We start from the raw sequence: 26,806 nt of genomic DNA on the forward strand, positions 1-26,806 counted from the left end.
TCATAATGTAGAGAGGTTACTACGAACGAACGCTGCTAACCCGTGGCCTGACCAGACGGAGGCGATCGTGCAGCAGGGCGGGAATACAAGCGGCCGGCCAGCCTTGGCCTGCAGCACTTCTTTCGATAGGGCGCTGCGGCGCCTCGACGGGGGCGACTGAACCATGTCCGGTCTCACCCCGGATGGCGGGAGCGCCGTGCCTAACCTGCGCGATGCCCTTGCACCGGAGCCGCATGTCCTCATCGTCGAGGACGATGGCGAAGTCCGTCATCTGCTTGCCCGGTTGCTACGGGAAAATGGTTTCGCCGTCAGCGCCGCCCGAGATGGCCGGGAGATGCGGGAGGTGCTGCGCGCCGCCATGCCTCCAGTCGAGCTGGTGCTGCTGGACGTGATGCTGCCGGGCATTTCGGGCATGGATTTGCTGCGCGAGATCCGCACCACCTCGCGCCTGCCGGTGGTGATGCTGACGGCCCGGGGCGAAGAGACCGACCGCGTGCTTGGCCTCGAATTCGGCGCTGACGACTACGTCACCAAACCCTTCGGCCGTCGCGAATTGGTCGCCCGGCTGCGCGCCGTTCTGCGCCGGGTGGAGGGCGGCAGCGACGCGGCGGCGGCGGCGCCAGCGGGGGCCGCCGCCGTGCTGCGCTTTGCCGGCTGGACGCTGGAGCCCGGGAGGCGCGAGTTGACCTCTCCCGCCGGGGCGTTGGTGGATTTGTCCGGTGCGGAATTCGACCTGCTGATGGCTTTCCTTGCCCATCCTCAGCGGGTGCTGGGCCGCGACCAGCTGCTGGAAGTGGGCCGCCGGCGGCTCGGCGACGCCTTCGACCGCACCGTGGACGTGCAGGTCAGCCGCCTCCGGCGCAAGATTGAGCCAAACGAAAGTGCACCACCGCTCATCAAGACGGTACGTGGCGTTGGCTATGTCTTCGTAGCAACAGTTGAACGCGCATGATGCGCGTGCTCGCACGGATCTGGCCAGATAGCCTCGCGGGCCGCACCACCCTGGTACTGCTCGTTGGTTTGCTGGCGCTGCATCTCGGCAGCGTCTGGATCCACGAGACGGCGCTGCGCGGCAGCGACCAAGTGGCGCGGGAGCGCTCCTTGGCCGAAGGCCTGGCCCGCGCTGGCCGGGCCTTGGCCGCCTTGCCCGAGGCCGAGCGCGACCGGGCGGCACATGCCCTGTCCAGTCCCGGGTTAGAATTGCACTGGCGCCAGGGCCTGCCCCCGGCCGAGGAGGCCGGAGCGGACCCCCACCTACTAACTGTGCGGGAATCACTGGCCCGGACAGCGCCGGAGTTGGTGAGCGTCAGGTTGGGATGGGCCGATGATGAGCGTCACCTACTCGTGGGCGTGCTGCCGATCGGCGAGGCAGGAGCCATTTCCTTTGCAGCGCCAATCTTTCGCACCAGCCATGCCGCGCCTTTTGACCCGGGTGGCTTGACCTCGCTCGCCGCCATGGCGATTGGGATTGGCCTCGCCTCGATCTTCGTGGTGCGCGGGCTGACCCGGCCATTGCGCGATCTGTCGGCCGCCGCCGACCGCGTCGGGCGCGATGCCGGCGCGATCCGGGTGTCCGAGTCCGGCCCGACAGAAGTCCGCCGTGCAGCGGCTGCCTTTAATGCGATGCAGGAGCGTATCCGCCGATTGCTGGAGGATCGCACTCAGGCCCTCGCCGCCGTCTCACATGACCTGCGAACGCCGATCACCCGGCTGCGTCTTCATGCCGGCTTCCTCGATGATGTCGAGGCACGTGAACGGATCGACGCCAACCTTGACGAGATGGCTGCGATGGTCGAGTCGACGCTCGACTACCTCCGCGAGGGCCGCGAGACCGAGGAACGCCGCGCCGCCGACTTGGTGACCGTGCTGCGCACCGTCTGCGATGCCGCTACCGACGCGGGCGGCGAGGTGAGTTATGCGGGACCGGAGACGCTGGTGCTGCCGTTGCGTCCGGTGGCGATGCGGCGGGCGCTGACCAACTTGGTCGGCAATGCCGTTGCCTATGGCGACACCGCCCGGCTGGCGTTGCGGAGGGAGGCGGGGCGGGTGGTGATCGAAGTTGCAGACGATGGCCCCGGCATCCCCGAGGCGCAGCTCGAGGCCGTGTTCGAACCGTTCCGCCGACTGGAGGCGAGCCGCAATCGGGCCACCGGCGGCGTTGGCCTGGGGCTTACCATTGCTCGCCGGGCGGTCGAGGCTGAAGGCGGGACGCTCCGCTTGGTGAACCGCACAGGCGGCGGCCTTTCGGCGATCGTCTCGCTGCCTTTTGCCAGAACCGAACCGGAACCTGCGTCCCGAGGCGCCAACGGCAGCCGGGCGGCCGGGATGCCGGCTGGGGCGGCACATGATCCCGTCCGGGGCATCGCTTGATCCCCTTCCACATCAACAGACCCGCAGGAGACATTCAATGCGACGCAGAACAATGATGCAGGCCACGGCAACGATCCTGGCCGGCGCCGCTCCCGCGACATCCTGGTCGCAGGCGGCGGGTGGCCACGCCCATAGTGGTTCGGAGCAGAAGATCGGCCCCTATGAGGTGGATTTGACGGTCCGCGGCAGCGAGGCCGCGTTGATCATCGTGGACGACAAGGAGCAGCCGGTGGACGCGGCGCGGTTCGGCGCCACGGCCGTTGTGCTCGCCCGCGGCAATGAGCGCCGGACGGTGGAATTTCGCCCGGCCGGCGCCAATCGGCTGACCGCCGCCGTCGACTTCCCGTTCGATGGGAAGTTCCGCGCGACCGTGACCCTGCGCGGGCCGAACGGCAACCTGGGATCGGCCCGCTACAACGTTGATCCGGTGCGCTAAGGCATGCGGTACGGCGTGCGAGCCATGGCACTGGGAGCGGGATGGCGGTCGTTAGTGGCGCGCCTTCTATCCGTTGCCGTCCTGCTCGCCGCCCTGCTCGTGCCGCCCGTTTCTGAGCACGCCTCTGCAGTTGCAACGCAGCCAGTCTGGGCGGCAATGCCGTCATCTGACTCCAATGACCAGTCATCCGACCATCACGATGGAATGGCCCACCCGGGGGCGCATTGCGCCTGCCATCTGGGCGATCGGGTCGACCCCCAGGGCCAGCCTGGGCCTACAGCTTTCGGGCGTGCCGAGCATCCGATCCGCACGATCCGCACTTATACTTCCCGCAACGCGGATCCACCTTCTCGGCCCCCGCAAGCCTGATCGAACCGCCGTTCCAGTCTGCCTCCGATTTTGGGGACGGGCTCGCTTCGTGTTCCTTCAGTTTCGGGTGCCTGCCGATGTTTCTCCACTTCAGCTTCGCTTGCGGCCTGGCCGTTGTTGTCACTACCGCCACATCGGCGGCGGCGGAGCCGGCAAGCCGCCGTCATGCGGCCGCGCCAACGCCCGCCTCAGCCAGCACCCTCACCATCACCACGCCGCAGCAAGCCGTGGAACTTGCCCTAGCTCGCGCGCCCATTCTGCGCAGCGCCGAGGCGAGCCGCCGGGCCGCGCTGGGCGACCGCGTCCAGGCCGGGCTTCGCCCGAATCCGGAGGCCCGGATCGACAACCAGAGCTTTCTTGCATCAGGCCCCTACCGGGGCGGCAGCCCCCTTGAGACGAGCGTAGGCCTGTCGCAGCGCATCGAAACCGCTGGCAAGCGGCAGGCGCGCGTTGAGGCCGCGGGCCGCGCCCTGACGATCACTGGCCTCGATGCTGAGGCGGTGCGTCTGGATCTGATTCGCGAGGTGGTGCGCGCCCTCGCCGACGCCGTGGCGGGCGCCCGGGCGGTTGGGATCGCCCAGGAGCGGGTACGCCTCGCTGACGAGGTATTGCGCGCCACACGCGCGCGCTTCGAGGCCGGGCGCGAGCCCTTCGTGCAGCAGCGCCGAGCCGAGGTGGCGCGGGAGACCGCCGCCGTCGGCTTTGAGCGCTCGCAACGCGAGGCCGCAGTGTTGCAGCGCGCCTTGTCGGTGCTGCTGGCGGCGCCGCGGGTGGAGTTCGACGCCGACCGCGCGGCATGGTTCGACGACCTCGGGCCGCGGCCCAACCCCGCCCGCGCGCCAGCGCTTCCGCCCGGTCAGCTTGACCGGTTGCGGCTGGACGCCCTGGTCAACCAGCGCCGGTCCGAGTTGGACCTGCAGCGGCGGAATGCAATCCCGGACTTCACCGTCAGCGGGGGCGTCAGCCGGCTCCGTGAGGCTTCCCAGACCGGCACCGGCACCGCTTTCGTCGTGGGGCTCTCGGTGCCGCTGCCGATCTTCGACCGCAACCAGGGGAACATCCTGCGCGCCGGCGCCGAGGTGAACCGGGCCGAGGCCGATGCGGAGCGCGGCCGGCTCTACCTGGACGCCACATTTACTGATGCCGAGCGTCGGCTAGATCAGGCCTGGCGCGCTGCGGATTCACTCCGCCGTACCGTGCTGCCGGCCGCCATCGAAGCCGCAGGCTTCGCCCGGGAGGGCTACGCCGCCGGCCGCTTCTCGCTACTGGAGGTGCTGGATGCGCAGCGTGTTTTGTCGGATGTGCGGGACCAGCTCAACCTCGCCCTGTTGGATGTTCAGCAGGTCCGGGCCGACATCGCCAGGCTGCGCGGCACCGTGGCTAATCCGCCCGCGCCCATCCTTCCCGCAGGGAACCAGCGCCCATGAAGCCGATCATTCCGTTCCTCGTCGGCGGCGCCATCGCCCTTGGCGTCGTGGCTCTTGTCCCGGGCGTGCCGGCGGCGCTGCGGGTCGGATTAGCCCTTGCACCGGCGAGCCAGGGCCTAGCCCCAGCGCAGGCGGCGGCTGGCGATGGCCACGGGCATAAGCCGGGCGAAAGCCATGGCGGCGAAGCTGCCCCCGAAGGCAGCATCCGCATGACCGAGGCGCAGATTGCCGGCGCGGCGATCGAACTCGCGGATGCTGTCCCGGGCGCGGTGGTCCGGCGGGTTTCCCTGCCCGGGACGGTGGCGGCTAATGCCGACCGGCTGGCGCGCGTTCCGGCGCGGGTCGCCGGCATTGTCACCGCCCTGCACAAGCGGCTGGGCGACCAGGTCGCCGCCGGTGAGGTGCTGGCGCTGATCGAAAGCGCCGAGATCGCCACGGTAAAAGGCGAGTATCTTGCCGCGCTGCGGACGACTGAGCTCGCTCGCGTCACCTTCGAGCGCGAGCAGCGGCTTTGGCAGCGCAAGGTCTCCGCCGAGCAGGACTTCCTAAAGGCGCGGACCGACTGGCAGGAGGCGCAGATCCGGCTCGACCTCTCACGACAGAAGCTGGCGGCCCTTGGCCTCGGCCAAGCCGAGGTGGAGGCGCTGCCGCGGCAGCCCATTGAGGCGTTGCGGCGGCAAGAAGTACGAGCGCCGATTGCTGGCCGGGTCACCGCCCGCCCCATTGTGCTCGGCGCCGCCGTTGCGGCGGAGGCGGAGGTATACACGGTAGCTGACCTCGCCACCGTCTGGGTTGAGATGGCGGTGCCGCCGGCCGACCTGAGCTTCGTCAAGGAAGGCATGAGCGTGCGGGTGCGCGGCGAGGGCGAGACGCGCGCCGAGGGCCGCCTCGTCTTCCTCAGCCCAGTGCTTGATCCGGAGACGCGCTCGGCCCGTGCTGTAGTCGAGCTACCCAACCCGGAAAACACTTTCCGGCCCGGCGGCTATGCCACCGCCGATGTCGCCACCGCCGAGCAGCCGGTGGATGTGCTGGTCCCCCGTGGCGCCGTGCAGCAGATCGAAGGGGAGAGCGTGGTCTTCGTCCGCACCCCGGACGGCTTTGAGAAGCGCGAGGTGGTGCTTGGCCGCGGCGACCAGGATGCCGTTGAGGTGGTGTTCGGCCTTGATGCTGGCGAACGCTATGCGGCGGGCAACACTTTCGTCCTCAAGGCCGAACTCGGCAAGTCCGAAGCCGAGCACTCGCACTGACGCGACCCGACGACCGACGGCGCGCAGGCGCCACAGGTCTGAATCGGCCCGCTCTCCTCATGAAGGCGCCGGACTATGATTGCAGCTATTCTTAATTTTTCCGTCCGGCAGCGTTGGCTGGTGGTGCTGCTGGTCGCGGCGGCGGCGGGCTTCGGCCTGCGTTCGCTGCAGTCGCTGCCGATCGACGCGGTGCCCGATATCACCAACAATCAAGTACAGATCAACACCTTAGCTCCAGCGCTTTCGCCTTACGAGGTCGAGAAGCAAGTGACTTTCCCGGTCGAGACAGCGCTGGCCGGCATCCGCGGTCTGCAATCGACGCGCTCGCTCTCGCGCAACGGCTTCTCTCAGGTCACCGCGATTTTCAGCGACCAGGTCGATGTGTACTACGCCCGGCAACAGGTGCTGGAACGCCTCTCTGACGCGCGTGAGCTGCTGCCGCCCGGCGCCGAGCCGCGCATGGGGCCAATCTCAACCGGCCTTGGCGAGATTTACATGTGGGCGATCGACTATGCCCCGCGGCGCACGGGTGACGTGGTGCGCGACGGCCGGCCGGGCTGGCAAGCCGATGGCAGCTACGTCTCGGCTGAAGGCCAGCGGCTGACGACGGAGCTGGAGCGCATCGCTTATCTGCGGACCTTGCAGGACTGGGTGGTTCGGCCTCAGCTGCGCAATGTGCACGGGGTCGCCGGCGTCGATTCGATCGGTGGCTTGGTAAAGCAGTTCCACATCCAGCCGGACCCGGCACGGCTAATCGGCCTTGGCCTCTCGCTTGCGGATGTGGCCGACGCGCTGGAGCGCAATAACGCCAGCCGCGGCGCCGGCTATATCGAGCGCGGTGGCGAAGGGTACGTCGTGCGCTCCGGTGGTCGATTGGAGACGTTAGAGGATATCGGCAACGTTGTGGTCTCGACCCGCGAGGGCGTGCCGGTCCGGGTCCGCGACATCGCCCAGGTGCTGATCGGGCGGGAGTTGCGCACCGGCAGTGGCAGCATTGGCGGGCAGGAAGCGGTGATTGGCACCGCGCTGATGCTGATCGGCCAGAACAGCCGCACCGTCGCCGCGGCGGTCGATGCGAAGGTTCAGGAGATCGCCCGCACCCTGCCGCCCGGGATCCAGCTTCGCACCGTCCTCAACCGGACCGAACTGGTGGATGCCACGGTGTGGACGGTGGCAAAGAACCTCGCCGAGGGGGCGCTGTTGGTTGTCGTGGTGCTGTTCCTGCTGCTCGGCAACCTGCGGGCCGCAGTGGTCACGGCATTGGTCATCCCGGTGACCATGTTGATGACCGCGACGGGGATGCTGGAAGCCGGCATCAGTGCCAATCTGATGAGCCTCGGCGCGCTTGATTTCGGGCTGATCGTGGACGGGGCGGTGATCATCGCCGAGAACAGCCTGCGCCACTTGGCGGACAAGCAGACCCACCTGGGACGCAAGCTGACCTTGCCGGAGCGGCTGGAGACGGTTGCGGCCTCGGCGCGAGAGATGATCAAGCCATCGGTCTTCGGCCAAGCCATCATCATCCTGGTCTATGTTCCTCTGCTCAGCTTCCAAGGCGTCGAGGGCAAGATGTTCGCGCCGATGGCGATGACCGTCATCATCGCGCTGGTGGTAGCCTTCGTCCTATCGCTCACCTTTGTGCCGGCGATGATCGCGCTGGTGGTCACCGGCAAGGTGCAGGAGAGAGACAATTGGCTGGTGCGCGGCCTCAAGCGAGCCTATGCGCCAGCGCTGCGGTTCTCTATCCGCCGGCCAGTGCCGGTCATCGGCGCCTCCGCCCTGCTCTTTGCCGGTGCGCTCTTGCTCGGGTCGCGCCTTGGCTCGGAGTTCATCCCACAGCTGGATGAGGGCAATATTGCAATGCACGCGCTCCGCATTCCCTCAACCTCGCTCACCCAATCACAGGCGATGCAATTGCGGGTCGAGCAGACGGTGTCGCGCTTCCCCGAGGTGGCGTTGGTCTTCTCCAAGACGGGCACGGCGGAGGTCGCCGCCGACCCGATGCCGGTGAACGTCTCGGACGCATTCGTCATCCTCAAGCCGCGGGACCAATGGCCGGATCCGTCCCTAACAAAGGAGGAACTGGTTCGCCGCGTGCAGGAGGCTGTGCAGCAGGTACCCGGCAACAATTACGAATTTACTCAGCCTATCCAGATGCGGTTCAACGAACTGCTGGCGGGCACCCGTGGCGACCTCGCGGTCAAGGTCTTCGGTGAAGAATTTGGCCCAATGCTTGCAACGGCAAACCAAGTGGCCGGTGTGTTGCGCGGCATTGCCGGCGCCGAGGATGTCCGGGTGGAGCAGGCGACGGGGCTGCCCTTCTTGGAGATCACCGTGGACAAGGCGGAGATCGCCCGGCGCGGCCTCAGCCTCAACGCTGTGCAGGAGGTCATCGGTACCGCCATCGGCGGCCGCGAGGCCGGCTTCGTCTTCGAGGGCGACCGCCGCTTCGCCATCATCGTCCGGGTGCCGGAGGTAGTGCGGAACGACATCGAGGCGTTGCGGAACCTGCCCGTGGCGCTGCCTAATGAAGGGCGCTCAGGGTCAAGCACGGCGTCGGTGCCGCTGCGCAGCCTTGCCGCCTTTAATTTGACCGAGGGGCCGAACCAGGTCAGCCGCGAAAACGGCAAGCGGCGTGTAGTGGTCACCGCCAATGTCCGCGGCCGCGACATCGCCTCGGTGGTGGCGGAGGCACAGGCCGGGGTGGCACGTGAGGTGCGGCTACCGGCCGGGTACTTCATCACATGGGGCGGGCAGTTTGAGAACTTGGAAGCCGCGCGCCAGCGGCTTCTGGTGGTGGTGCCTGGCTGCTTTTTCCTGATTTTCCTGCTGCTCTACAGCGCGCTTGGCTCGCCGCGGGATGCGCTGCTGGTGTTCAGCGCGGTGCCGCTGGCACTCACCGGTGGCATCGCCCTGCTTTGGCTGCGCGACATGCCACTATCGGTTTCGGCTGCGGTTGGCTTCATCGCGCTGTCCGGCGTCGCTGTTTTGAACGGCTTGGTCATGCTGAACCACATCAAGCAACTGCGGGCTGAGGGGCTCGGGCGCGAGGATGCGGTGCGCCAGGGTGCGATGGACCGGCTGCGACCGGTGGCGATGACCGCTCTTGTTGCTTCCCTGGGGTTTGTCCCAATGGCAATCGCCGCCGGGGCCGGCGCCGAGGTGCAGAAACCGATCGCTACTGTGGTCATCGGCGGCTTGATCACCGCCACCTTATTGACCTTGATGGTACTGCCGGCGCTCTACGCTCGCTTCGGCAGCGCTGATGGGGTGCCGCCAGAAGGCGAAAAATCAATGGGCCCACTTAATAATGTGGAACTCGCTGCCGAGCGCTTCGATAAACCAGTGCTGGTAAAATAGAATACGGTAAGAATTACATCTATTTTTATTGAAAGGAGCAAGCCTTAAATGAGTTTACATTTCCATTTAATCATAGAAATTCCAAATAAAAGAAACTTTTATTTATTATAAGCGGAAAGAAGTTATTCTATGAGCCTTACAAATCAACCTTCAAAGGTATCGCTGGCGGTTACTTCTTCCGCTAGCCGCGTATTGGTGCCCGGCAGCCGCGACCTCGGCGCCAACCTGCCGCCCTTTCCTTTCAATCCGCTGCTTGATTCCCCCGCGCCGCGCACCGGCGGCACTGTGATCTTTGGGCTGTCCATCTTCCTGGTTTTCGTCGTTGGCGGCGTCGCTTGGTCGGTGTTCGCACCGTTAGCAGAAGCCTCCGTCGCACCAGGCGTCATCAAGGTCGAGGGCAGCCGCCGCACCATCCAGCATCTCGAAGGTGGAATCATAGACGAGATCCTGGTGCGCGATGGCGCCAAGGTTCAACAGGGCCAAGTGCTGATGCGGTTGGACGGTATTGAATCCAGCGTAATGTTAGAAACCCAACGCGCTCAGCGATGGGCGCTCCTGGCCCAGGACGCCCGGCTGACCGCCGAACTGGCGAAGACCCGCGACATCGCCTTCCCGCCCGAGCTAGTGGCCAGCACCAGCGCCCGCGCCATGGACAGCATGACCGGCCAGCGCGCCCTGTTCGAGGCGCGGACCGCCAGCTTGCTGAGCCAGATCCAGGTCCTGCAGTCCCGCATCGACCAGCAGACCGCTGTCATCTCCGGCGCCCGTGGCCAGCTCGCCTCCACCCGCCGCCAGCTCTCGTTGATCAGGCAAGAGGAGGAGATGACCCGTGCCCTGGTCAACCAGGGCCTCCAGCGGCTGCCGCAGCTGCTCGCGCTGCAGCGCAGTTCGGCCGGGCTTGAGGGCAGCATCGAGGATTTGAACGGCCAGATCGAACGCGCCAACGGCGCCATCGCCGAATCTCGCCGGCAGATCCAGCAGACTGAGGAGCAGCGGATGCAGGATAACTCGCTGGAGCTGCGGGAGGTTCGGGGCAAGCTGGCCGAGGCCGAGGAGAAGCTCCGCGCTTCCTCCGATGTTATGACCCGGCGCGAGATCGTGGCGCTGGAAAGCGGTACGGTGGTGAACCAGCGCTTCTTTACCTTGGGCGCCGTGGTGAAGCCGGGCGACCCGGTGATGGATCTGGTTCCCGACCACGACCGGCTCATCGCTGAGGTGAACGTTCAGCCCACCGATATCGATGTGGTCTATCCCGGTCTTCGCTCAGAGATCCGCCTGCCCGCTTTCAAGCAGCGGCTGGTCCCCTATCTGCACGGCCAGGTGACCTGGGTCGCGGCGGACGTGACCACCAACGACCAGAACCGCCAGCAATACTACCGGGCCTATATCCTGATCGATCAGGAACAATTGGCCAGCTTGCCGAACGTGTTCCTTACCCCGGGCATGCCGGTGGAGGCTCATGTGCAGATCGGCGAGCGGAGCTTCTTCCGCTATATCACCCAGCCGATCCGCGACAGCTTCCACCGCGCCTTCCGCGAGCAGTGAAGTGCCACTGCTTGAGGCGCGCTGTGGATTGGCAATTAATATTCATATTAAAATCGCTGTTTCCTGCAATTTAGCTAGACTGCTGGTTAGCCTTTGCAGCAGTCGACTGCCCAAGCCCAGGTGAATGACCTTCCATATTTTAATTTGCTTTCAACTGCATACTCAGATTCTATAAGCAAGATTCAATGCCGCTACCCAAATGTTTAAGCTGGTCCTTTATTGTTGATAAATACGCCGTTCTGCTCCATATGATATTATGGAATAGGCCGTCGAAACTGTTTTGAATAATTGAAATGACTGGAGCATAAGGTATGGCTGCTGATCTTAAAAAGGACGCTATATATGTATACTGCATTGGCTGGGTCTTGGCGGGAATATTTTCTTATTGGGCAGGAAATTCGTTTGTTCTATCATTATGCCTAGCTTTTTTAGCGTGGTTCTATGTGCTGTTTGCAGCACTTCGTGGTATTTGGCAAATGTTTCCTGCCATTTTTTGAATCACTTCGAGGTTCAAAATGGATGCTTATTGTCGAATTCTTGCTTATTTCCGCTCGATAATCTTAGGTTGCAGATTACAAAGTGCCCCGCTCTTTTCGCTGGAACTAATATCTAATCGCTACCGATGATGACGGTGGCTTCCGTGGGGCTGCCCACCATGCGCACCGTGATGCCCATTATGATGATGGTGTCTTGGTGGAGTGTGGTTATGGAAACGGTGGCCTCCGCCTCTGCCATACCAGGGGGAGCCTAAGTAGGGCGTTGGAGCATAGACCGGGTAGCCAGTCGCAAACCCGCCAGGGGTATACCCGCCTAACCCTGGATGAGCGCATGCGCTTACTGCCGTGGCGAGAAGCAATGCTACTACTGCAATGACCCTACGCACAGTACGTCTCCGGCTGTTGTTTCCCTTTTAATATGGGAAGCCGGTATGTCGTAGACAGGGCGTTTTCAGGACAGCATTTTGGCGTATTGCCGTCCCGCCTTGATGATGCACACCGATTAACAACAGGCCGTTGATTTCAATGGCAAAATAAAACGCCGTGCGCTACGCATCACAGGATCAATAACGGGCATTGGACCTGCGCGAGATTGTCACCCAGGCCGATCGTCTCCTAGGTGACCGGGTGCGCATCCGAGCACCCGGTCGTCGCGTCATGCAACCGTCAGGAGAAGAACCACTCACCGGTCTCGGCGTAGTTGGCCAGCACCCGCTCGGCGGTCGCATTCCAATCCACGGTGTCACCGAGCTGGAACTGGTTCAGCACGTAGTCTCCCAGCTCGGCCTCATCGGTATAGGTCCGGCCACTGCCACCAATCGCCTGACCTTGCTCGTTCCGCACCACATCGACCTGGTCGGACAAGACGAGCGTATCACCTGCGTTGGCACCTGCGGTGTAGAGGGGAACCAGCTGGTTGGAGTGGTTGTTGCTGAACCACGCATATTCCGGGACGCCGTCGCCGTCCTGGTCCGGCAGTACCGGCTGGTACGGGATAGTGGCGCCGTCCGGGCCGAACAGCAGGTGGTCATGATCGGCGGTGACGATCAGCAGCGTATCGGCGAAGGTAGCCCGGCTTTCTTCCGAGTTCACCCAGTCGACCACGAACTTCACCGCGTCATTGAAGTCGACGTACTCCTCAATCATCCGGCCAAAGTTGTTGGCATGCATGGCACGGTCCACGGCGCCGCCTTCGATGGAGACATAAAGGCCGTCCTCGTCGGCGTTGAGCCGGTTGAGCGCTGCGGCCGAAAGCTCGGTGAGGGTCGGCGAGCTGTCGAGGCGCGGCACGGAGAACGGAATTTCCGTCTCGCCAGGTGGGCTGCCGCCTGCTCGGTAAAAGTTGCTGCCGGTGAAAGCCTCGACCAGGATGGCCAGGCGCTCGTCGGTCGGGGCGCCGGTGCCAGCGGCTATGATGTCGGCCCGGTCCTGCAACAGGTTCCAGGAACCGCCGTCAGACGAGGTGTAGGAGCCGTCCTTCAGGGCGTTCCAAACATTCGGGCCAATCCACTGGTAGTTCGGCGTGGCGCGGGCCTGGCCGTCATCGTTGAAGTCCGGGTTGCCGGTTCCGGCGATGACGTCGAGGATACCCGCGCCAAACATCTCGGCCGCGATATCCTGGGCATTGGAGCGGGCCACGTTGTGGGCGCCACCACCGGCGGCGGGCGTCGCATCGGAGACCTGCACGGTGGAGACGACGCCGGTGGCTTTACCCAGCGAGTGTGCCAGCTCAGCCGTTGAGAACTGGGCGTCGCCGCTACCGTCGACGTTGATGGCGTTGTTGTAGGTCTTCTGCCCGTCCGAAATCGCCGAGGCGGTGTTGCCGGAGTCTGGGTAGGTGGCGCGGTTCCAGTCGTAGCCGGCGAAGGCGCGGAGATAGCCAGCGGCGTTGATACCCGCGACCGGCGTGGCATCATAGTTCTGTGTCGGGTCGTAGACGACATCCGGGTTCTGCTCGTCGCTGCCGGGGGTCGTGCGGGTATCGAGCGGGTAGACCGACTGCATGGCATTGGTGAACCCGGGGCCATCGACCACCAGGGAGCCAGCGCTGCCGCCGCGCTCATCCCCTGCAGGCAGGCCCTGAAGATACAGCCGGGTCGCTTCCAGGGTGTTGGCCCCGGCGCCATCGGCGATCATGAGAATGACGTTCTTGATGGGGCTCAGCGTGGGAAACTCGGCGCCTGCGCTGTCTGTCCTGATGTCGCTCATGTCTGCTCCGGTTCGGCGCGCCATTCTTGGGGCGACATGAACAACAACCCATGTAAACATCCGTCACGCTTGGTCGACGCAGTTTCGGTGTCAGTTAGATGATGTTCTGCCTTTAATCTGACGAGAAGGCGAAGCCGCACTAGCCTTCAGCTGGTGGGATTAGCCGGCACGCCAATGCGTAAAGGGACCGTCCCGTGAGGGGAGCGCCGATCAGGCGCTGGCGTACTCGCCTGAGGCGCGCAGGGCCACGCTATCTTTGTTCACTGGTGTTGGTGCTTTACCGACATGCTACTGATTGGGACGCTCAGATAACCTGTCCCCCTCGAAAACGCATGAAAACCTGGCGCCGGTTGCCCGGACCAAAGGCAATAACATTATAAATGTCGTCGGGCTGGTTTGGCACTTCCATCCCCGGCGACCCAATAGGCATGTATGGTACGGCCAAGCCGCGCACGCCGCCCGGGCGTTGTGAGAGGAGCCTCAGGACAGCTCCGGCAGGTACGTGACCCTCCAGTGCGTACCCCTCGACTGAACTTGCGTGGCAGGAAAGCAGGTCCGCTGGAATGCCAAGCGTGCGACGGACAGCGTCCGCCGAAGCTACAAGGTTATCCTCTACAATAAACCCAGCACCACGCATGTGCCTTACCCAGCCAGTGCAGCAGTTGCAGTTGGGGTCGCGCCAAACGCGAAGCAATCGCTGGTCGGTAGACAGTCCCAAAGCGTCAGATGCAATACCAGTCGCGGCAAAAGTTGCAAAGAAAAAACGCCGTTTCATTTCAATATCTTTCTGATTTAGCAATCGTTGATACTGCTAGTTGTTCCGTTGTTACCAGCCCTCTCCTGGAGTCGATTGGCGAGGCAATTAGTGCCTCGCCGCTGTGCGAAATTGAGGTCAGCAGGCGCTGATCCCGAAGTGGGTTGCCGCAGCTCGGCAGGATGCTCTCGCCGTCACCGCCGCAACTACCCGATCCACCGACACGCCCATCGCCCCCTCGCCAAAAAGCAACTGAGCCAGCTTGGGGTGGGCGCGAGGATCATATGCGATTCAGCTAGCCCCAAAACCAATCCAGCCTCTATGCGGCCAACTCCGAACCATGAAACCACAATTCAATTCTTAAAGGTGCTTCACCAAGGCTGGTGCAGCCAGACCAAGCTGCTCCAGGACTAGCCTACGGATTGCCGGAGCGGCCGCGCTGGGAACCCATGGTGTGGTCCATGTGCTGGCAGTACGTCGCCATCCGCTGCATGTCGGGCGACATCGGCGCGCCCTGCCTGATTTGCTGCCGCATGTCGTCGCAGTGGGCCATCATCGCCTGATGGTCACCCGGGGGCGTTACGGCAGCACTAGCTGGGGTGGGGGATGTAGCCACCGGGCGGGAAGTCTGCTGCGGCGCACAGGCCGAGAGGCTTGCCGTCAGCAGCACCGTCAGGCCCATACCAGTGCTCTTCAATTTCTTCATGCGGTTCTCCTTTTCTAAAACGGTTGCTCGGTGGCAACCCATACCGACGCAGCGCGGTGCTGACCTCGCGCACGTGCCATCCTGACGGACGTGCGCCGATCCGCCCTTGAGTCAAATCAATAACGTGCTCCGCCGTATTGCGACTTCAGCTACCCAAGGCATGTCATCGTGCGTAGTTGCTTAGGCTGCTACACAAGTACGGCGCGCCTCTTCCACCGCAAGTGGCTTCGGACAGGAGCCGTGCATGAAGCTCTCCAACGGACAGGAGGCGCAGGCGGCGAGTAACAGCGACGCAAGTGCACGCCGCGCTCGGTGGTGCCGCACATGCAGTGCGTTCGGCAATATGCCGAGATCCGCTGCCACATTGTCCCGCTTCTCGCCGCGGAGGTCGAGAAGGCGAATTAGAGCCGCCTGGTCTGGCCGCATCGCGGCCAAGAGTGGCACGATGCTGTCGCAGGCACATTGAGAAGGCTCCGGTTCTGGAGCGACCAGCGTTTCTGCAAATTCTTGCGGGTCTTTCAGCGACTCTCGTCGACGCGCAAACTCGCGCCCGTGGTCGGCGAGAGTGGAGGACAGCACACGCCCGAGCCAACCGTGGACGCGCTCCGGGTCGCGTAGCTCCCCCGCGTGTTCTAGCGCCCGCAGTGCGAAGCGCTGGAGAACGTCATCGGTGCCTTGGCGATCACCATTTAAGTGCCGGATGACTACACCGCGCAGTCTGGCCTGCGCCTCGGCGACGGCGCCGCGGACGGCAGCGTGAGATGCAGCCTCGGCGCAGGGAATTGGGCCGTCGTGGTCGCGCATGCTTGCTCCTCGCCGATCATGAGGCCTGAGGTGATGAACGTCCCACTAGCCACCTGTACTCGAGGCGGTCGCCATGCCCATGCCATGCAGGGTGTCGTAGGACCGTCGTCACTGCTTAGATGCGGATGGAAACCGAGACCACTGTTTCCCGTCGTCAAGCATCTTCGGGAAATGTTTTGTCGCAAACCAAAGCGAGCGTCATGCCGACGGCGGCACCGGTCAGGTATTTGGCTTATCCACTCCAGTGGAAAGGCGGCGGGCCCGACCATTCATGAACGCTGTCTCAGCATGCTCCTACGGAGCCAGCTCGGCTGGAAGCCGCAGTTGCGATCGCAGCACCGGCCGTTCGTTGCGTCAGATCAATCTCATCGTCCCGGCTGTAAGGCATGCTGGGTCTCGACGTCATACAGGCAGTCCGGCGCGCTGCGTTCGACATAGCAAGACGGAAGGACCAGAGACATGCATAGTAGACAGGCATTCTGTGCTGCGGCCGCGCTTGTAGTTTTGGTGCCGCTGCTCCCGCTTGGAGCAGCGGCGGAAGAGCGTGCCGTGCCCCTGCAGCTTGCCATGATGGAAATGATGCCGATGGGCAGCGGGGCTGCACAACAAGCCTCGCCCGGAGGCGCGGCGATGCCTGGAATGCCGGGCGCGCAAGCGGGGCCGCCAGCATCGAGCGGCATGATGGATGATGACAGAACGCGTATGGGTGGCGCCCCGGGGCAGGGGCGAGCCCAGATGCCAATGGGTGGAGGTACGCCCAGTCAGGCACAGCCTCGGATGCCGACGGGTCAGGCTCAGCAGCCGATGGCCGAGTGCCCGATGATGGGGATGATGCGGGATATGATGCGCAGTGGCGCCATGCCGCAGGGGATGCAAGGCGGCGCGGCGGCCGGGATGGGTGCGATGGGTAATGGCCCGCCCACGGGTAGCTCCGCCGCACGCTTGGAGGGGCGCATCGCCTTTCTCCGCATGGAGCTCCGCATCACGGACGTTCAGGCGCCTGCCTGGGACACCTTTGCCAGCACGCTCCGCGCTGGACGCGAGCACCTCGACGCCGCTCGTGCTGCACTACAGGACAGCGGCACGGCGGCCGATCCGATGGCCCGGCTCACATCCTTCGAAAGCCACTTGCGGGAGCGTACCGAGGCCATTCACATGACGCGGATGGCGTTCGGCAACCTCTACGGCTTGTTCGACGACGCTCAAAAGCGCACGGCGACCGCCACAATGCTGCCTTTCATCGGAGCTTTCTAAAAGCGTGCAGCGAAGCCTCGGAAACACCGGCCGCTTCGCAGCGCTGCTTAGCGCGGCACTGATTGGGATCGCCGTGGCGCAGACCGATCCTGGCGAGCACAGTGCGCACCATCCGGGCCAGTCCACGGGAAGTACAGAACCGGCGGCACCACCAGCAAACGTCCCCGCCATGCCGTCCATGCCCGCTCCTCAGACGGGCGCGGGATGCGGCGGTATGATGGGCTGCATGGGTGGTCCGGGGCGGCCATTTTACGCCTCCCTTCTGGACATGCCCGCACTCACGGCCGAGGCGCGCCGCGTCATCGAGGCCGAAGCTGAACGGCGCATCGGATGGGGGTCCCAGGCCATTACCTCGGGCCAGACGCGGCTTCACCACGCGCTGGCCGCCAACGACACAGCGGCGGTGCAGCAGATTACGGCTGGCGTTCGAGAGGGTCTGCTGCTGCTTGAGAGCGGGACGGCGGCGCTGCGCGCTATCGAGGCAGGAACACCACCGAAGCAGTTCGCCCTGGTCTGGTTCAGGGACCAGCTTGGCCTGCCGCTGCTTGGCGAGGCGGCACCGATGGCGATGGACGGCGGCCCTTGGGGCCTTTCCTGGTACCACCTGACCTCCATGGCGTTCCTTATCGCGTTCTTGGTCGGGACACTCCTGATTCAGTACGCGCGCATGCGGCGGGTCAACGCACTTGTCCGGCGGCTTTCCCCTGTGCCCACAACCGAGGACAGGTTGGACCGGGCGCCAAATTTTGGAGGAGCATCCAAGCTAGATCTGCCAGCAGCGCCTCCCGCCGAAGTCGCCGTTCTCTCGCTCCCCGGGGCGTCCGCTGCTCCCGCCTTGGCCACCAGCGCCGCGCCGTCGCCTATCGCGGCTGCTGCGGCCGCGCGGCGTCCGTGGTCGGGCCAACTGCGTGTCGCATTGATTTTTCCCGAAACACCCGACGTGAAAACCTTTCGCCTCGTGAATCCAGAGGGCGGGGACATTCCTTTCACCTTCATGCCGGGCCAGTTCGTGACTTTCTCGGCCGAGATCGGTGGCGTGCGCAACAGACGCTCGTACACAATCGCCTCCTCGCCGACCCAGCGGAGCCACGTCGAGGTAACCGTCAAACGCGAGGACCAGGGGCTTATCTCTCGCCATTTGCATGACAAGGTGGCGGTCGGCATCCTGCTCGATGTGTCGGCCCCATTGGGCGTGTTTACCTTCACCGGCACCGAGGCCAACAGCATCGTGCTGATAGCGGGCGGGGTCGGCATCACGCCAATGATGAGCGTCACCCGCTACCTAACCGACCGTTCCTACCCTGGGGACATCTATTTTCTCTACGGTGCGCGCACGACAGACGACTTCATCTTTCGTGAAGAGCTCGAGTATCTCCAAAAGCGACATACCAACCTGCACGTCGCGGCGACGATGTCGCGCGCCGAAGGGACCGCCTGGATGGGGCCGGAAGGACCCGTCTCCAAGGACTTCATCGCAGGATCCGTCCCCGAAATTGCCAAGCGACGCGTCCACCTCTGCGGGCCGCCGCCAATGATGGAGGCAATGAAAGCGGCGCTCGCCGAGCTTGGAGTGCCGAAGGAGCAGATCAAGACTGAAGCGTTTGGCCCGGCCCGGGGCGTCGCACCGGGAACCCCGGCTCCCTTGCCAACACCTACTCAGACATCATCACCCGGGCCTACTCCACAGACAGCCTCGGCCTCAGCAGTCCCACGAATCGTCACGACCGAGGTTCGGTTCACTAAGTCGGGCAAGACCGGGGCGCTGGCGCCGGACCAGACGGTGCTTGAGGCAGCTGAGGCCGTAGACGTCGAGATTGACTACTCCTGCCGGGTCGGCATCTGCGGCGTTTGCAAGGTGCTGCTCCTCAAGGGCGAGGTGACCATGGAGGTTGAGGAGGGGCTTCCTCCCGATGAGAAGGCTCGTGGCATTGTTCTAGCCTGCCAAGCAAAGTCGGTCGGCAGCCTCGAGGTGGAGGCGTAATTGAGCGCCCGGGAGCGGCTCACCGTCAGCCTGCTTATGGCTATGGTGGCACTGTTCGTGCCTGGCTTTCTGCTGCATGCGGCGCCGCGCTTTCCGGGCAGCCTGACCGGGGGGTTGCTTGGGATCGGTGGTGTCCTGGGCATGCTCCTGTTGCTCGCTTATTCGCTGACGAAGCGCATCCCCTGGCTGAGACGGCGCGTCGCGCTGGGCACAATGCTCTCCTTCCATGTCTACGCGGGCATGATCGGGGCGGTGCTCGGGATCCTCCATACTGGGCACTACTACCGAAGCCCGCTCGGGATCGCGTTGGTATCCGTCATGCTGGCCGTGGTGCTGAGCGGCTTCGTCGGCCGTTACTACCTGGTACAACTTGGGACTGACATCCGCGACCAGCGGGAGGAACTTGGTGCACTCCGCAATCGATACGATCTGCTAGCCGCGGAAAGGAGCGTTGGTTCGGCCGCTATCGTGGGGTTGGCCGATATATCCATGCGTGCCCTCGTGGCTGCCATCGCCGATCTGGAGCACGCGATCGGCCGACGTGAGGCGTTGAAGCGTACCCTTTCGCGCTGGACCGTGCTGCATGTAGCGGCGGCGATCGCGCTCTACCCGTTGCTCGCCCTGCACGTTTGGAGCGGAGTTTACTACGGTCTGAGGTGGCTCCAGTGAGGTTCACAACCCTGCTTTACACGGCGCTAGCGGCGGTCGGCCTCGCGGCGGCCGTTGCTGTGCCTACGGCGGTGCATCGCTTCGGGTCCGAAGGCGTCCCGCTATGGACCGCTGCGGCGAACCCAGGGCCTCTCTCTGCCGCGCATGATATTCTTGGGGCGCAGTGCGAAGCCTGCCACGTGCCGACCCGTGGGGTCGAGGCCGCGTCCTGCCTGACCTGCCACGCCACCGCGGCACCCGAACTGGTGACGAAGCCCTCGACCGCCTTCCACCAGAACATCGGCGAGTGTGCAGGCTGCCATGTCGAGCACCAGGGCCGCGGGCGCCGCCCCGTCAACATGGACCATGCGGTCCTGGTCGCGGCGGGGCACTCCCGAGCGGCAACGTCTGGCGCCATGCAGACAGAGGGGGAGGCAATATGGCACACCCTCGCGCGGCTCCGGAGCCTGCTTGACCACACCGCTGCCGATCTGCGTAGTTCCACGCTGGTGCCGAACTCGCTCCCCGCAGAGGGGTCGAACCAGCTCGATTGTGCAAGTTGCCACGCCAACCGCGACCCGCACCGGACGTTGTTCGGCCGCGACTGCCAGAGCTGTCACACTACCGCGGCTTGGACATTGGGCGGCTTCCGGCACCCCTCGCCGCGCTCGCGGGACTGCGTCCAATGCCACCAAGCGCCGCCGAGCCATTACATGATGCATTTCGAGATGATGGACCGAACCATCACCGGCCAAGGGCAAGCACGAGTTGAGCAATGCTTTCTATGCCACCAGACCGACGCGTGGAACAACATCCGCGGCGTCGGCTGGTACAAGCATCACTGAGGCCGCGCCCGCCGCTGATGGAGGCGGACGCGGCCCTGGCTTGGGCTACCGCCGCTGCGCCGGAGCGGGCGCAGGAGCCGGGGCCGCTGGGGCGTGCTGCACATCGGGGCCAGTGCCGGAATTGCCGGTGATCCTACCGCCCGAGGGCCCGCCCATGTTGCCGCCCCCCATCCGGCTATGGTCCATATCAGGACCGGCGCTCCCGCCCTGGGGGTTGAGCGTCGGGGCAGGCCCGCCGGGACGTTGAGGTTGGCCCTGGCCGCCCATCCGGCTGTGATCCATCTCGGGACCGGCGCCTTGGGGGTTGAGCGTGGGCTGTGCTAGCGCCTCGCCAGCGGCAAGCGTGGCAATCAGTGCGCCGATGGCGACAAGCCGTGTGATCTTCAGAGTCATGATGACTTTCTTTCTTTCAAAGGACCGTATCTTCGGTGCCAGTTCCGGCACCGTGTCTGCGGCTGCCGACATGACGCAGGAGCGCTCAATGCCTTACATCTCGTTCCAGAATCGAAGCAGAGTGGGGGCGCTGCACCTGTAGGTGGCTAGGCTTGACCCACGCCAGAAGGCGTCACCGGAGAAAGAAGGGCGCCGTTGCTGGGGGGATCACCATCGCGCCCGACTGTGTGCTGACGCGGCAACTGCAGTGTCGCCACCAGCCCGCCTGCGCGGCGGTTGGCGAGGGTCACTGTGCCGCCGTGGGTGGTGGCAACTTGGCGGACGATGGCAAGGCCAAGCCCCGTTCCGCCAGTGCCGCGGTTGCGGGAGGCGTCCAGGCGGTGGAACGGCTCGAACACCGTCTCCAATTCCGTCTCCGGAATGCCGGGGCCATTGTCCTCGACCCGTACCATGACATCTTTCGGCGCCTCTTCGACGGTGACATGCGCCCCACCGCCGTGCTTCACGGCGTTGTCGATGAGGTTCCCGATGGCACGCTTGATCGACACCGGACGGAGCCGCATCGGAATACGATCCGGTCCGATATAGGTCGCGGAAGCGCCGCGATCGGTGGCGTCGTCCACAAGCGTACTCAGAATGGCCGCGAGGTCCGCCTGCCGCGGCTCCTCGCTTTCGGTTTCGCCACGTAGGTAGGCGAGGGTTGACTCCACCATGCCCTCCATCTCGTCGAGGTCACCGTCGATCGCTCGCTGCACCTCCAAGTCGTCGAGGAAGCCCGCGCGTAGGCGCAGCCGCTGAATGGGGGTGCGCAGGTCGTGGCTAACAGCCGCGAGTGCCTGCGTGCGGTCGGCGACCAAGCGATGAATCCTTGCCTGCATGGCGTTGAAGGTTCGCGCGGCCTCCTGGACCTCGCGGGGTCCAGTCTCCGGTAGCGGCACTGGCGCCGCGCCCCTACCGAAATCTTCCACTGCCAAGGCGAGACGCTGCAAAGGCTTGGTAATCCACTGCACCACGAGCAGCGATGCGAGCACGATGCCGAGCGCCATTGCGCTGAGCGAGGGGAGCGAGGTGTGGGTCGGGACCGGCGCGACGTCCGGTGACTCGGCGGCGAATGAAACCCAACTGGCGTCCGCGAGGTGCATGGCGCCTCGGAGGCGCCTCGGACCCTCGTCCGCTGAGGTAAGACCAAGCTGGAGGCGGAGACCTGCCAGATCGGGCGCGCGCTGCTGCAACCGCTTGCGAAGCGGTGCCAAAGCCGTATCGCCCGCAGATGCCGCAGGGGGGGAGCGGCTCCAGCTGGCCTCGAAGGTAGACGTCGAGAGGGCGCGCGCGGCGGCCGCGCGCACCTCCTCGGGTAGGGTGCCCATGACTCGTGCGGCCATGGCGGCATGATCCGCCAAATGGGCCTCGTGTCCTTCCTCCACCGCGCCACGTACGTCCCGCTCAAGCAACCAAACGCTTCCGAGATGGAAGACCAGGAGCCCAACAAATAGGGCGAGGGTGGTACGGCCCGCTAGTGTCGCTGGCGAGAGCCAGCTGAGTCCGCGTCTCAAACCACGCGCTCCACCGCTGGCACAAACATATAGCCCGAGCCACGCACTGTCTTGATAACCGCCGTCCCACTCTCCTTGCCCTCTAACTTGCGGCGCAGTCTGCTGACCAGCACGTCGACGCTACGGTCGTTCGGGTCCGCAAGGCGGCCGCGCGACAGCTCCAGGATCTGGTTCCGCGCCAACACCCGGTGTGGGTGCTCGATGAACGCCAGCAGGAGGTCGTACTCAGCGCCGGAGAGATCAACGACCGTGCCCCCGGGCGCCAGCAACTCGCGCCGCGCCAGGTCTACGGTCCAGCAGTCGAAGCGCAGCCGTTGGACGGTGGCATGAGCCAAAGGTTCTGCAGGAGTCGCAGTCGGGGAGTGAGCGCGGCGCAGTACCGCGCGGACGCGCGCCAGCAGCTCCCGCCTCCCGAACGGCTTAGGCAGGTAGTCGTCTGCGCCAAGGTCGAGGCCGAGAACACGATCCGCTTCTGCTCCCTTAGCGGTGACCATAACCACTGGCAGTGAGCCCCGCTCGGCTCGCAGGCCACGGAGAAGCTCAAGGCCGGAAGCACCGGGCAGCATGATGTCGAGCAGGATCAGGTCGACCTCGGTATTCCGAAGCGTCTCCCACATCTCCCGGCCGTCGCGGACCCCGGTCGAGCGGAATCCGTTCTCACGCAGCAGCCGGGCGATAAGGTGGCGCATAGCCGCGTCGTCCTCAACGACGAGGACGTGCGCTTCTGGACCGAGCCCGCGTCGGCCCTGTCCCTCTATAGGCGGATTACCGCTGCGGACCGGGTTCATCCCGGGCCCGGTCTGAGCACCAGGCCGGGCATCAGGCGGCGAGCCTCTCGCCCTTGAACCCCGCCTGCCGCAGCGCGAAGGCCAGAGCGTCCGCGTCAGCCCCACCTTCTACCGTGACTTCGTGGCGTTCCATGTCCACCCGGATCTCGGATGCAGGAGCCACGCCGCGCAGGGCGGCTGTAACCGAACGGGCGCAGCCGCCGCACCTCATGTTAGGAATTCTAAAGGCTACCATGCCGACCTCCGAAAAGCGGGACAGCTCGTCAGATGGGCCTTCCCACAATGGGAAGGTCAAGGGCCTAACTAAGGTGGTGGCCATTCCGGTTTCCACTTGACCTTCCTATCGTGGGAAGCCCCACCCTTTTGATCAGAATATGCTGTTGGACGGTCGGAACGGAGGTGGACATGAACATTGGACAGGCGTCGGCGACCTCGGGCGTGTCAACCAAGATGCTGCGCTATTACGAGAGCATTGACCTGATTCCGCAGGCGAGCCGGACCGAGGCGGGCTACCGAATCTACTCAGTCAAAGATGTGAACACGCTCCGTTTCATCCGACGGGCGCGTGACCTCGGTCTATCTATAAACCGCATCAAGCTGCTAGTCGGCCTGTGGCAAGACCGGGAGCGGTCAAGTGCCGACGTCAAGCGGGTCGCTACGGAGCACGTAGCTGAACTCGACGCCAAGATCCTTGAACTCACAGCCATGCGGGACACTTTGCAGGACCTGGCCGATGCCTGCCATGGCGACCACCGGCCCGACTGCCCAATCTTGCATGATCTCGAGGGCGGTGGCCGCTTGTCAACGCAAGCGGGCGTCGTGACAAAGGATGCTAGCCACCCGAAATATGGCACAGCTCATGGCGCCATTCCACGTCACGAGGCGTAGGCTAGTGCAGGGCGCTAGGAAGTGACTTCGCCCCATGGCAACCCGGTCCGTCAACTCCTGCATCTTCTGAGCGCATCACTACACTAGGGCCGCCGGTATTACGCCGCCTCACATTTCGAATGTTTGCTGGCGCCGTCCAGGCCGTTGCGCCGCCCTGCGAGTGTGCGATGAGATTTGTCATGCCTGGACCGCGCCAGACGGGGCGGTGCAGCATCAGACTCGAGGTTCAACGTGACCGTAAAACTTCCCCAACGCTCCGCCCTCGTGGCCGCTATCGCTGTCCTGCTCTCTTTGGCTGCGGCCGGTCCCGCCCTGGCGCACTCCGACGTTCAGCACGCCCAACCCGCTGATGGCGCAGTGCTCCGAAACTCTCCACCCGCTATCTCCCTGATGTTTGCGGTACCGGTCCGGGTGGTAACCCTGCGGCTGCTTGACGAGAGCGGCCGTGAGCGGCGCATAACTCGTGAGGGAGAGCGTGGCGCCGCAGTCGAAAAAGTGCACGCGACCGTGCAGGAAACGCTGCCGCCAGGCGCCTACCGGGTCGAGTGGCGCGGCGCCTCGCCGGACGGCCACGTCGGCGGCGGGACACTGGCCTTCCGGGTCGAGCGCGCCGCCCGGTGATCCTGACCCTGTTCCAAGGCGGGGAGTTGGGTTGGGACGCCGTCGCCGTGGTTCTACGCGCTGCCTACTATGCCGGCAGCCTCGGTGGCGCGGGCCTCGCCTTCTTCGCACTGATCTTCGGGTCGCGGTTGGAAAGGGAAGATGCCCGGCGACTTCGGCACTGGGTTATGGGAGCCGTCCTGCTGGCCATCGTGGCAGGCTTTGGCATCCTGACTGCCCAGGTTGGCGTGCTGATGGGAGGCGAGAGCCTCACCGACCCAGAGGGCTGGAGTATCATTCTTCTCTCCCCAACGGGGGCGTCCTACGGCGTCGGTGGGGTCGGCCTGATGCTGGTGGCGACGCTAGCCCTTGGCAGGCGCTGGGCAGCCTTGGCCACAGCCGGGGGCGTCATCGCCTGCGCGAGCTTTGCTCTGCTCGGACATACCACCTCGGTCGTCCCGCGGCCGCTGTTAGCGGGCCTGCTGCTGGTCCACCTCATGGTGGCAGCCTACTGGATCGGCAGCTTGCCGCCACTCGCCTGGGTATCCCGGCGCGATGGTCCACAAGCGGCACGGCTGATCGAAGACTGGGCCCGCATCGCGTCCATCGCCGTCCCAGTGTTAGCAGCAGCAGGCTTGCTCCTGGCATGGTGGATTGTTGGAAACTTCGAGCAGTTACTCGGCTCCTGGTACGGATGGATTCTTATCAGCAAGGTGACCCTTGTTGCGGGCTTGCTCGGCATTGCCGCCTGGCATCGCTTTCAACTGACACCTGCACTGGCGGCCCACATCCCTGGTGCTGGGGCCAAGCTGGCCCGTTCCATAGCATTAGAGTCAATCGTCGCGCTGCTTGTGCTCTACGCGGTCGCTGAAATGGTTGCGACTTCGCCCCCAGGTCTTGCTCATCGAACGCACTGACGACACGCAATATAAAACCTAATGTCAACCTAGCCGCCTTTATTCTGATTTGGCCGTTGCTCTGCCGGCAAGCACCATGAGTGCACTAGAAAATCGGGGCACAGTGTTGCGATGCGCCTGGCCTCAATCGCTGCTTCGCTAGGCTCCATGCGCACTGCCTCCCATGGGTTTGAGGTCCAAGCGATTTCGCAATAGCTGCCGTTATCTCTGTAGCCCAGAAAAAAGCGATTTGGTGCGGATCCCGCCTCGTGAGCGATGATGATGTGGTCGAGCATGGGAAGCGCTCCACTGACGAGGGCAGGAAGTTGGTCACTTAAAACAAGCTCAAGTCGTAGGAGGAAGCACGCCGGAGTAAGTCTGCTCAGCGGTACCGCTGCTCGGGTGCCACCAACGGTGTGCCTGTAGTTGCACCTGTTGGCCGGCTTAAGCCCTCACCAGAGGCATGCGCGGGCTGCAATGCACGTTGCATACCGCCCGACGCAGTAGCGCAAGCTGCCAGCAGGGAGACCAACGCAAGGGAAAGTCCAGTTCTCTTTAACATGATCCCCCATTATCCGCGTGGTACAGCGGATCAACTGCCGAGGCTGAAAGAATGCTATCGGCATCGTAGGCGCCCTGCTTGGATGGACACGCGCCTGCCGCTGCCGCTAGCCGTTGAAGCCTAGCTATTTGCGGGGCGCTGAGCCACTCTCATGCCCGTGCCGAACTTCCGGTCCGCTGCCAGAGTTCCCGGTAATCGTACCACCAGACGGGCTACCAACGTTACCGCTGCCCATACGGCTGTGATCCATTTCAGCATTACTGCTGCCACCTTGCGGATTGAGCGTCGGTGCAGGTCCCCGCGGAAGTTGTCCGGGCGCCGGGGCGCCTCCCATTCGGCTGTGGTCCATCTCAGGACCAGCGCTTCCACCCTGCGGAATTAAAGTTGGCTGAGCAACGCCGGCATTCATACTGGCAAAGACTGCGATGGTGGCAGCTACCGCAAGCCCGGTAAGTTTTAGACGCATTTGTGAATCTCCGTTGAAGCGGCGCATTTCATGTCATTGCGGCGCTCCGATACAGATGCCTCCATGACCACCTTGCGACAACAGCGTGCAGCACTTCAGCAATGCTTTGTAAGTCTGGGTGGTGGCTTAGGCTTGCATCAGGTATTTCGAGCCGCTCTTGATAGCGCGAAGTAAGCGTTGTGGCGTTGGCACATTGCGGCGCGGGCTGA

Annotated in this window: 22 protein-coding genes; 14 read left to right on the forward strand and 8 right to left on the reverse strand. The window is 64.3% G+C overall.

Going from position 1 to position 26,806, the window contains the following annotated elements:
• Positions 1-163 precede the first annotated feature (163 nt).
• From QWZ14_RS04130 to QWZ14_RS04160, 7 genes are all read left to right on the forward strand, one after another.
• A complete protein-coding gene (locus QWZ14_RS04130) occupies positions 164-952 on the forward strand; it encodes a response regulator transcription factor (protein WP_290315302.1) in 789 nt (262 codons plus the stop codon).
• A complete protein-coding gene (locus QWZ14_RS04135; RefSeq protein ID WP_290315303.1) occupies positions 949-2,370 on the forward strand; it encodes an ATP-binding protein in 1,422 nt (473 codons plus the stop codon). Before QWZ14_RS04130 ends, QWZ14_RS04135 begins: the two co-directional genes overlap by 4 nt.
• A gap of 52 nt (positions 2,371-2,422) precedes the next feature.
• Entirely contained in the window at positions 2,423-2,806 is a 384-nt protein-coding gene (locus QWZ14_RS04140; RefSeq protein ID WP_290315304.1) for a hypothetical protein, read from the forward strand.
• Positions 2,807-3,252: 446 nt separating this feature from the next.
• Complete coding sequence (locus QWZ14_RS04145) at positions 3,253-4,602, forward strand: TolC family protein (protein ID WP_290315305.1); 1,350 nt, start codon at positions 3,253-3,255, stop codon at positions 4,600-4,602.
• Complete coding sequence (locus QWZ14_RS04150) at positions 4,599-5,849, forward strand: efflux RND transporter periplasmic adaptor subunit (protein ID WP_290315306.1); 1,251 nt, start codon at positions 4,599-4,601, stop codon at positions 5,847-5,849. Before QWZ14_RS04145 ends, QWZ14_RS04150 begins: the two co-directional genes overlap by 4 nt.
• 75 nt (positions 5,850-5,924) lie before the next feature.
• Positions 5,925-9,209 (forward strand): efflux RND transporter permease subunit, encoded by a 3,285-nt coding sequence (locus QWZ14_RS04155; protein WP_290315307.1) that lies wholly within the window; start codon positions 5,925-5,927, stop codon positions 9,207-9,209.
• Positions 9,210-9,338: 129 nt separating this feature from the next.
• Positions 9,339-10,754, forward strand: a complete 1,416-nt coding sequence (locus QWZ14_RS04160; RefSeq protein WP_290315308.1) for an HlyD family type I secretion periplasmic adaptor subunit — start codon at positions 9,339-9,341, stop codon at positions 10,752-10,754.
• A gap of 1,163 nt (positions 10,755-11,917) precedes the next feature.
• Here the strand turns inward: QWZ14_RS04160 and QWZ14_RS04165 are convergent.
• The 4 genes from QWZ14_RS04165 to QWZ14_RS04180 all read right to left on the reverse strand — a co-directional run bounded on the left by QWZ14_RS04165 (position 11,918) and on the right by QWZ14_RS04180 (position 15,723).
• Positions 11,918-13,459, reverse strand: a complete 1,542-nt coding sequence (locus QWZ14_RS04165) for an alkaline phosphatase (RefSeq protein ID WP_290315309.1) — start codon at positions 13,457-13,459, stop codon at positions 11,918-11,920.
• A gap of 304 nt (positions 13,460-13,763) precedes the next feature.
• Positions 13,764-14,234, reverse strand: a complete 471-nt coding sequence (locus QWZ14_RS04170) for a DUF411 domain-containing protein (protein ID WP_353959274.1) — start codon at positions 14,232-14,234, stop codon at positions 13,764-13,766.
• Between the two features lie 394 nt (positions 14,235-14,628).
• The gene (locus QWZ14_RS04175) at positions 14,629-14,919 is read right to left on the reverse strand and encodes a hypothetical protein (protein WP_290315310.1); all 291 of its coding nucleotides are present in this window, start codon (positions 14,917-14,919) and stop codon (positions 14,629-14,631) included.
• A gap of 180 nt (positions 14,920-15,099) precedes the next feature.
• The gene (locus QWZ14_RS04180; protein ID WP_290315311.1) at positions 15,100-15,723 is read right to left on the reverse strand and encodes an RNA polymerase sigma factor; all 624 of its coding nucleotides are present in this window, start codon (positions 15,721-15,723) and stop codon (positions 15,100-15,102) included.
• Between the two features lie 804 nt (positions 15,724-16,527).
• On the opposite strand from QWZ14_RS04180, the gene QWZ14_RS04185 reads away from it, so the two are divergent.
• The 4 genes from QWZ14_RS04185 (at position 16,528) to QWZ14_RS04200 (ending at position 20,451) form a co-directional block, all read left to right on the forward strand.
• Positions 16,528-16,977, forward strand: coding sequence for a Spy/CpxP family protein refolding chaperone (locus QWZ14_RS04185; protein WP_290315312.1), 450 nt, complete (start codon positions 16,528-16,530; stop codon positions 16,975-16,977).
• A gap of 214 nt (positions 16,978-17,191) precedes the next feature.
• Positions 17,192-18,958, forward strand: coding sequence for a 2Fe-2S iron-sulfur cluster-binding protein (locus tag QWZ14_RS04190; protein WP_290315313.1), 1,767 nt, complete (start codon positions 17,192-17,194; stop codon positions 18,956-18,958).
• A complete protein-coding gene (locus QWZ14_RS04195) occupies positions 18,959-19,627 on the forward strand; it encodes a hypothetical protein (RefSeq protein ID WP_290315314.1) in 669 nt (222 codons plus the stop codon). It begins immediately after the preceding gene.
• A complete protein-coding gene (locus QWZ14_RS04200; protein WP_290315315.1) occupies positions 19,624-20,451 on the forward strand; it encodes a cytochrome c3 family protein in 828 nt (275 codons plus the stop codon). Before QWZ14_RS04195 ends, QWZ14_RS04200 begins: the two co-directional genes overlap by 4 nt.
• A gap of 539 nt (positions 20,452-20,990) precedes the next feature.
• On the opposite strand, the gene QWZ14_RS04205 is transcribed toward QWZ14_RS04200, so the two are convergent.
• The 3 genes from QWZ14_RS04205 to QWZ14_RS04215 form a co-directional block, all read right to left on the reverse strand.
• Positions 20,991-21,986, reverse strand: a complete 996-nt coding sequence (locus tag QWZ14_RS04205; protein ID WP_290315316.1) for an ATP-binding protein — start codon at positions 21,984-21,986, stop codon at positions 20,991-20,993.
• A gap of 407 nt (positions 21,987-22,393) precedes the next feature.
• Positions 22,394-23,086 (reverse strand): response regulator, encoded by a 693-nt coding sequence (locus tag QWZ14_RS04210; protein ID WP_408903636.1) that lies wholly within the window; start codon positions 23,084-23,086, stop codon positions 22,394-22,396.
• Between the two features lie 130 nt (positions 23,087-23,216).
• Positions 23,217-23,504 carry a heavy-metal-associated domain-containing protein gene (locus QWZ14_RS04215; protein WP_353959273.1) on the reverse strand — a complete coding sequence of 96 codons (288 nt, stop codon included), beginning with the start codon at positions 23,502-23,504 and terminating at the stop codon, positions 23,217-23,219.
• A gap of 86 nt (positions 23,505-23,590) precedes the next feature.
• Here QWZ14_RS04215 and cueR point away from each other — a divergent pair, with 86 nt between their 5' ends.
• The 3 genes from cueR (at position 23,591) to QWZ14_RS04230 (ending at position 25,590) form a co-directional block, all read left to right on the forward strand.
• Entirely contained in the window at positions 23,591-24,073 is a 483-nt protein-coding gene (gene cueR / locus QWZ14_RS04220) for a Cu(I)-responsive transcriptional regulator (protein ID WP_290315318.1), read from the forward strand.
• A 264-nt stretch (positions 24,074-24,337) separates the two neighbouring features.
• Positions 24,338-24,694: a copper resistance CopC family protein gene (locus QWZ14_RS04225; RefSeq protein ID WP_290315325.1), complete on the forward strand. Its 357-nt coding sequence runs from the start codon at positions 24,338-24,340 to the stop codon at positions 24,692-24,694.
• Positions 24,691-25,590 carry a CopD family protein gene (locus tag QWZ14_RS04230; protein ID WP_290315319.1) on the forward strand — a complete coding sequence of 300 codons (900 nt, stop codon included), beginning with the start codon at positions 24,691-24,693 and terminating at the stop codon, positions 25,588-25,590. The genes QWZ14_RS04225 and QWZ14_RS04230 overlap by 4 nt, the downstream gene beginning before the upstream one ends.
• Before the next feature lie 29 nt (positions 25,591-25,619).
• On the opposite strand, the gene QWZ14_RS04235 is transcribed toward QWZ14_RS04230, so the two are convergent.
• A complete protein-coding gene (locus QWZ14_RS04235) occupies positions 25,620-25,865 on the reverse strand; it encodes a hypothetical protein (RefSeq protein ID WP_290315320.1) in 246 nt (81 codons plus the stop codon).
• Between the last annotated feature and the right edge of the window lie 941 nt (positions 25,866-26,806).

The organism is Paeniroseomonas aquatica, assembly GCF_030409335.1.
GTDB lineage: Bacteria > Pseudomonadota > Alphaproteobacteria > Acetobacterales > Acetobacteraceae > Belnapia > Belnapia aquatica.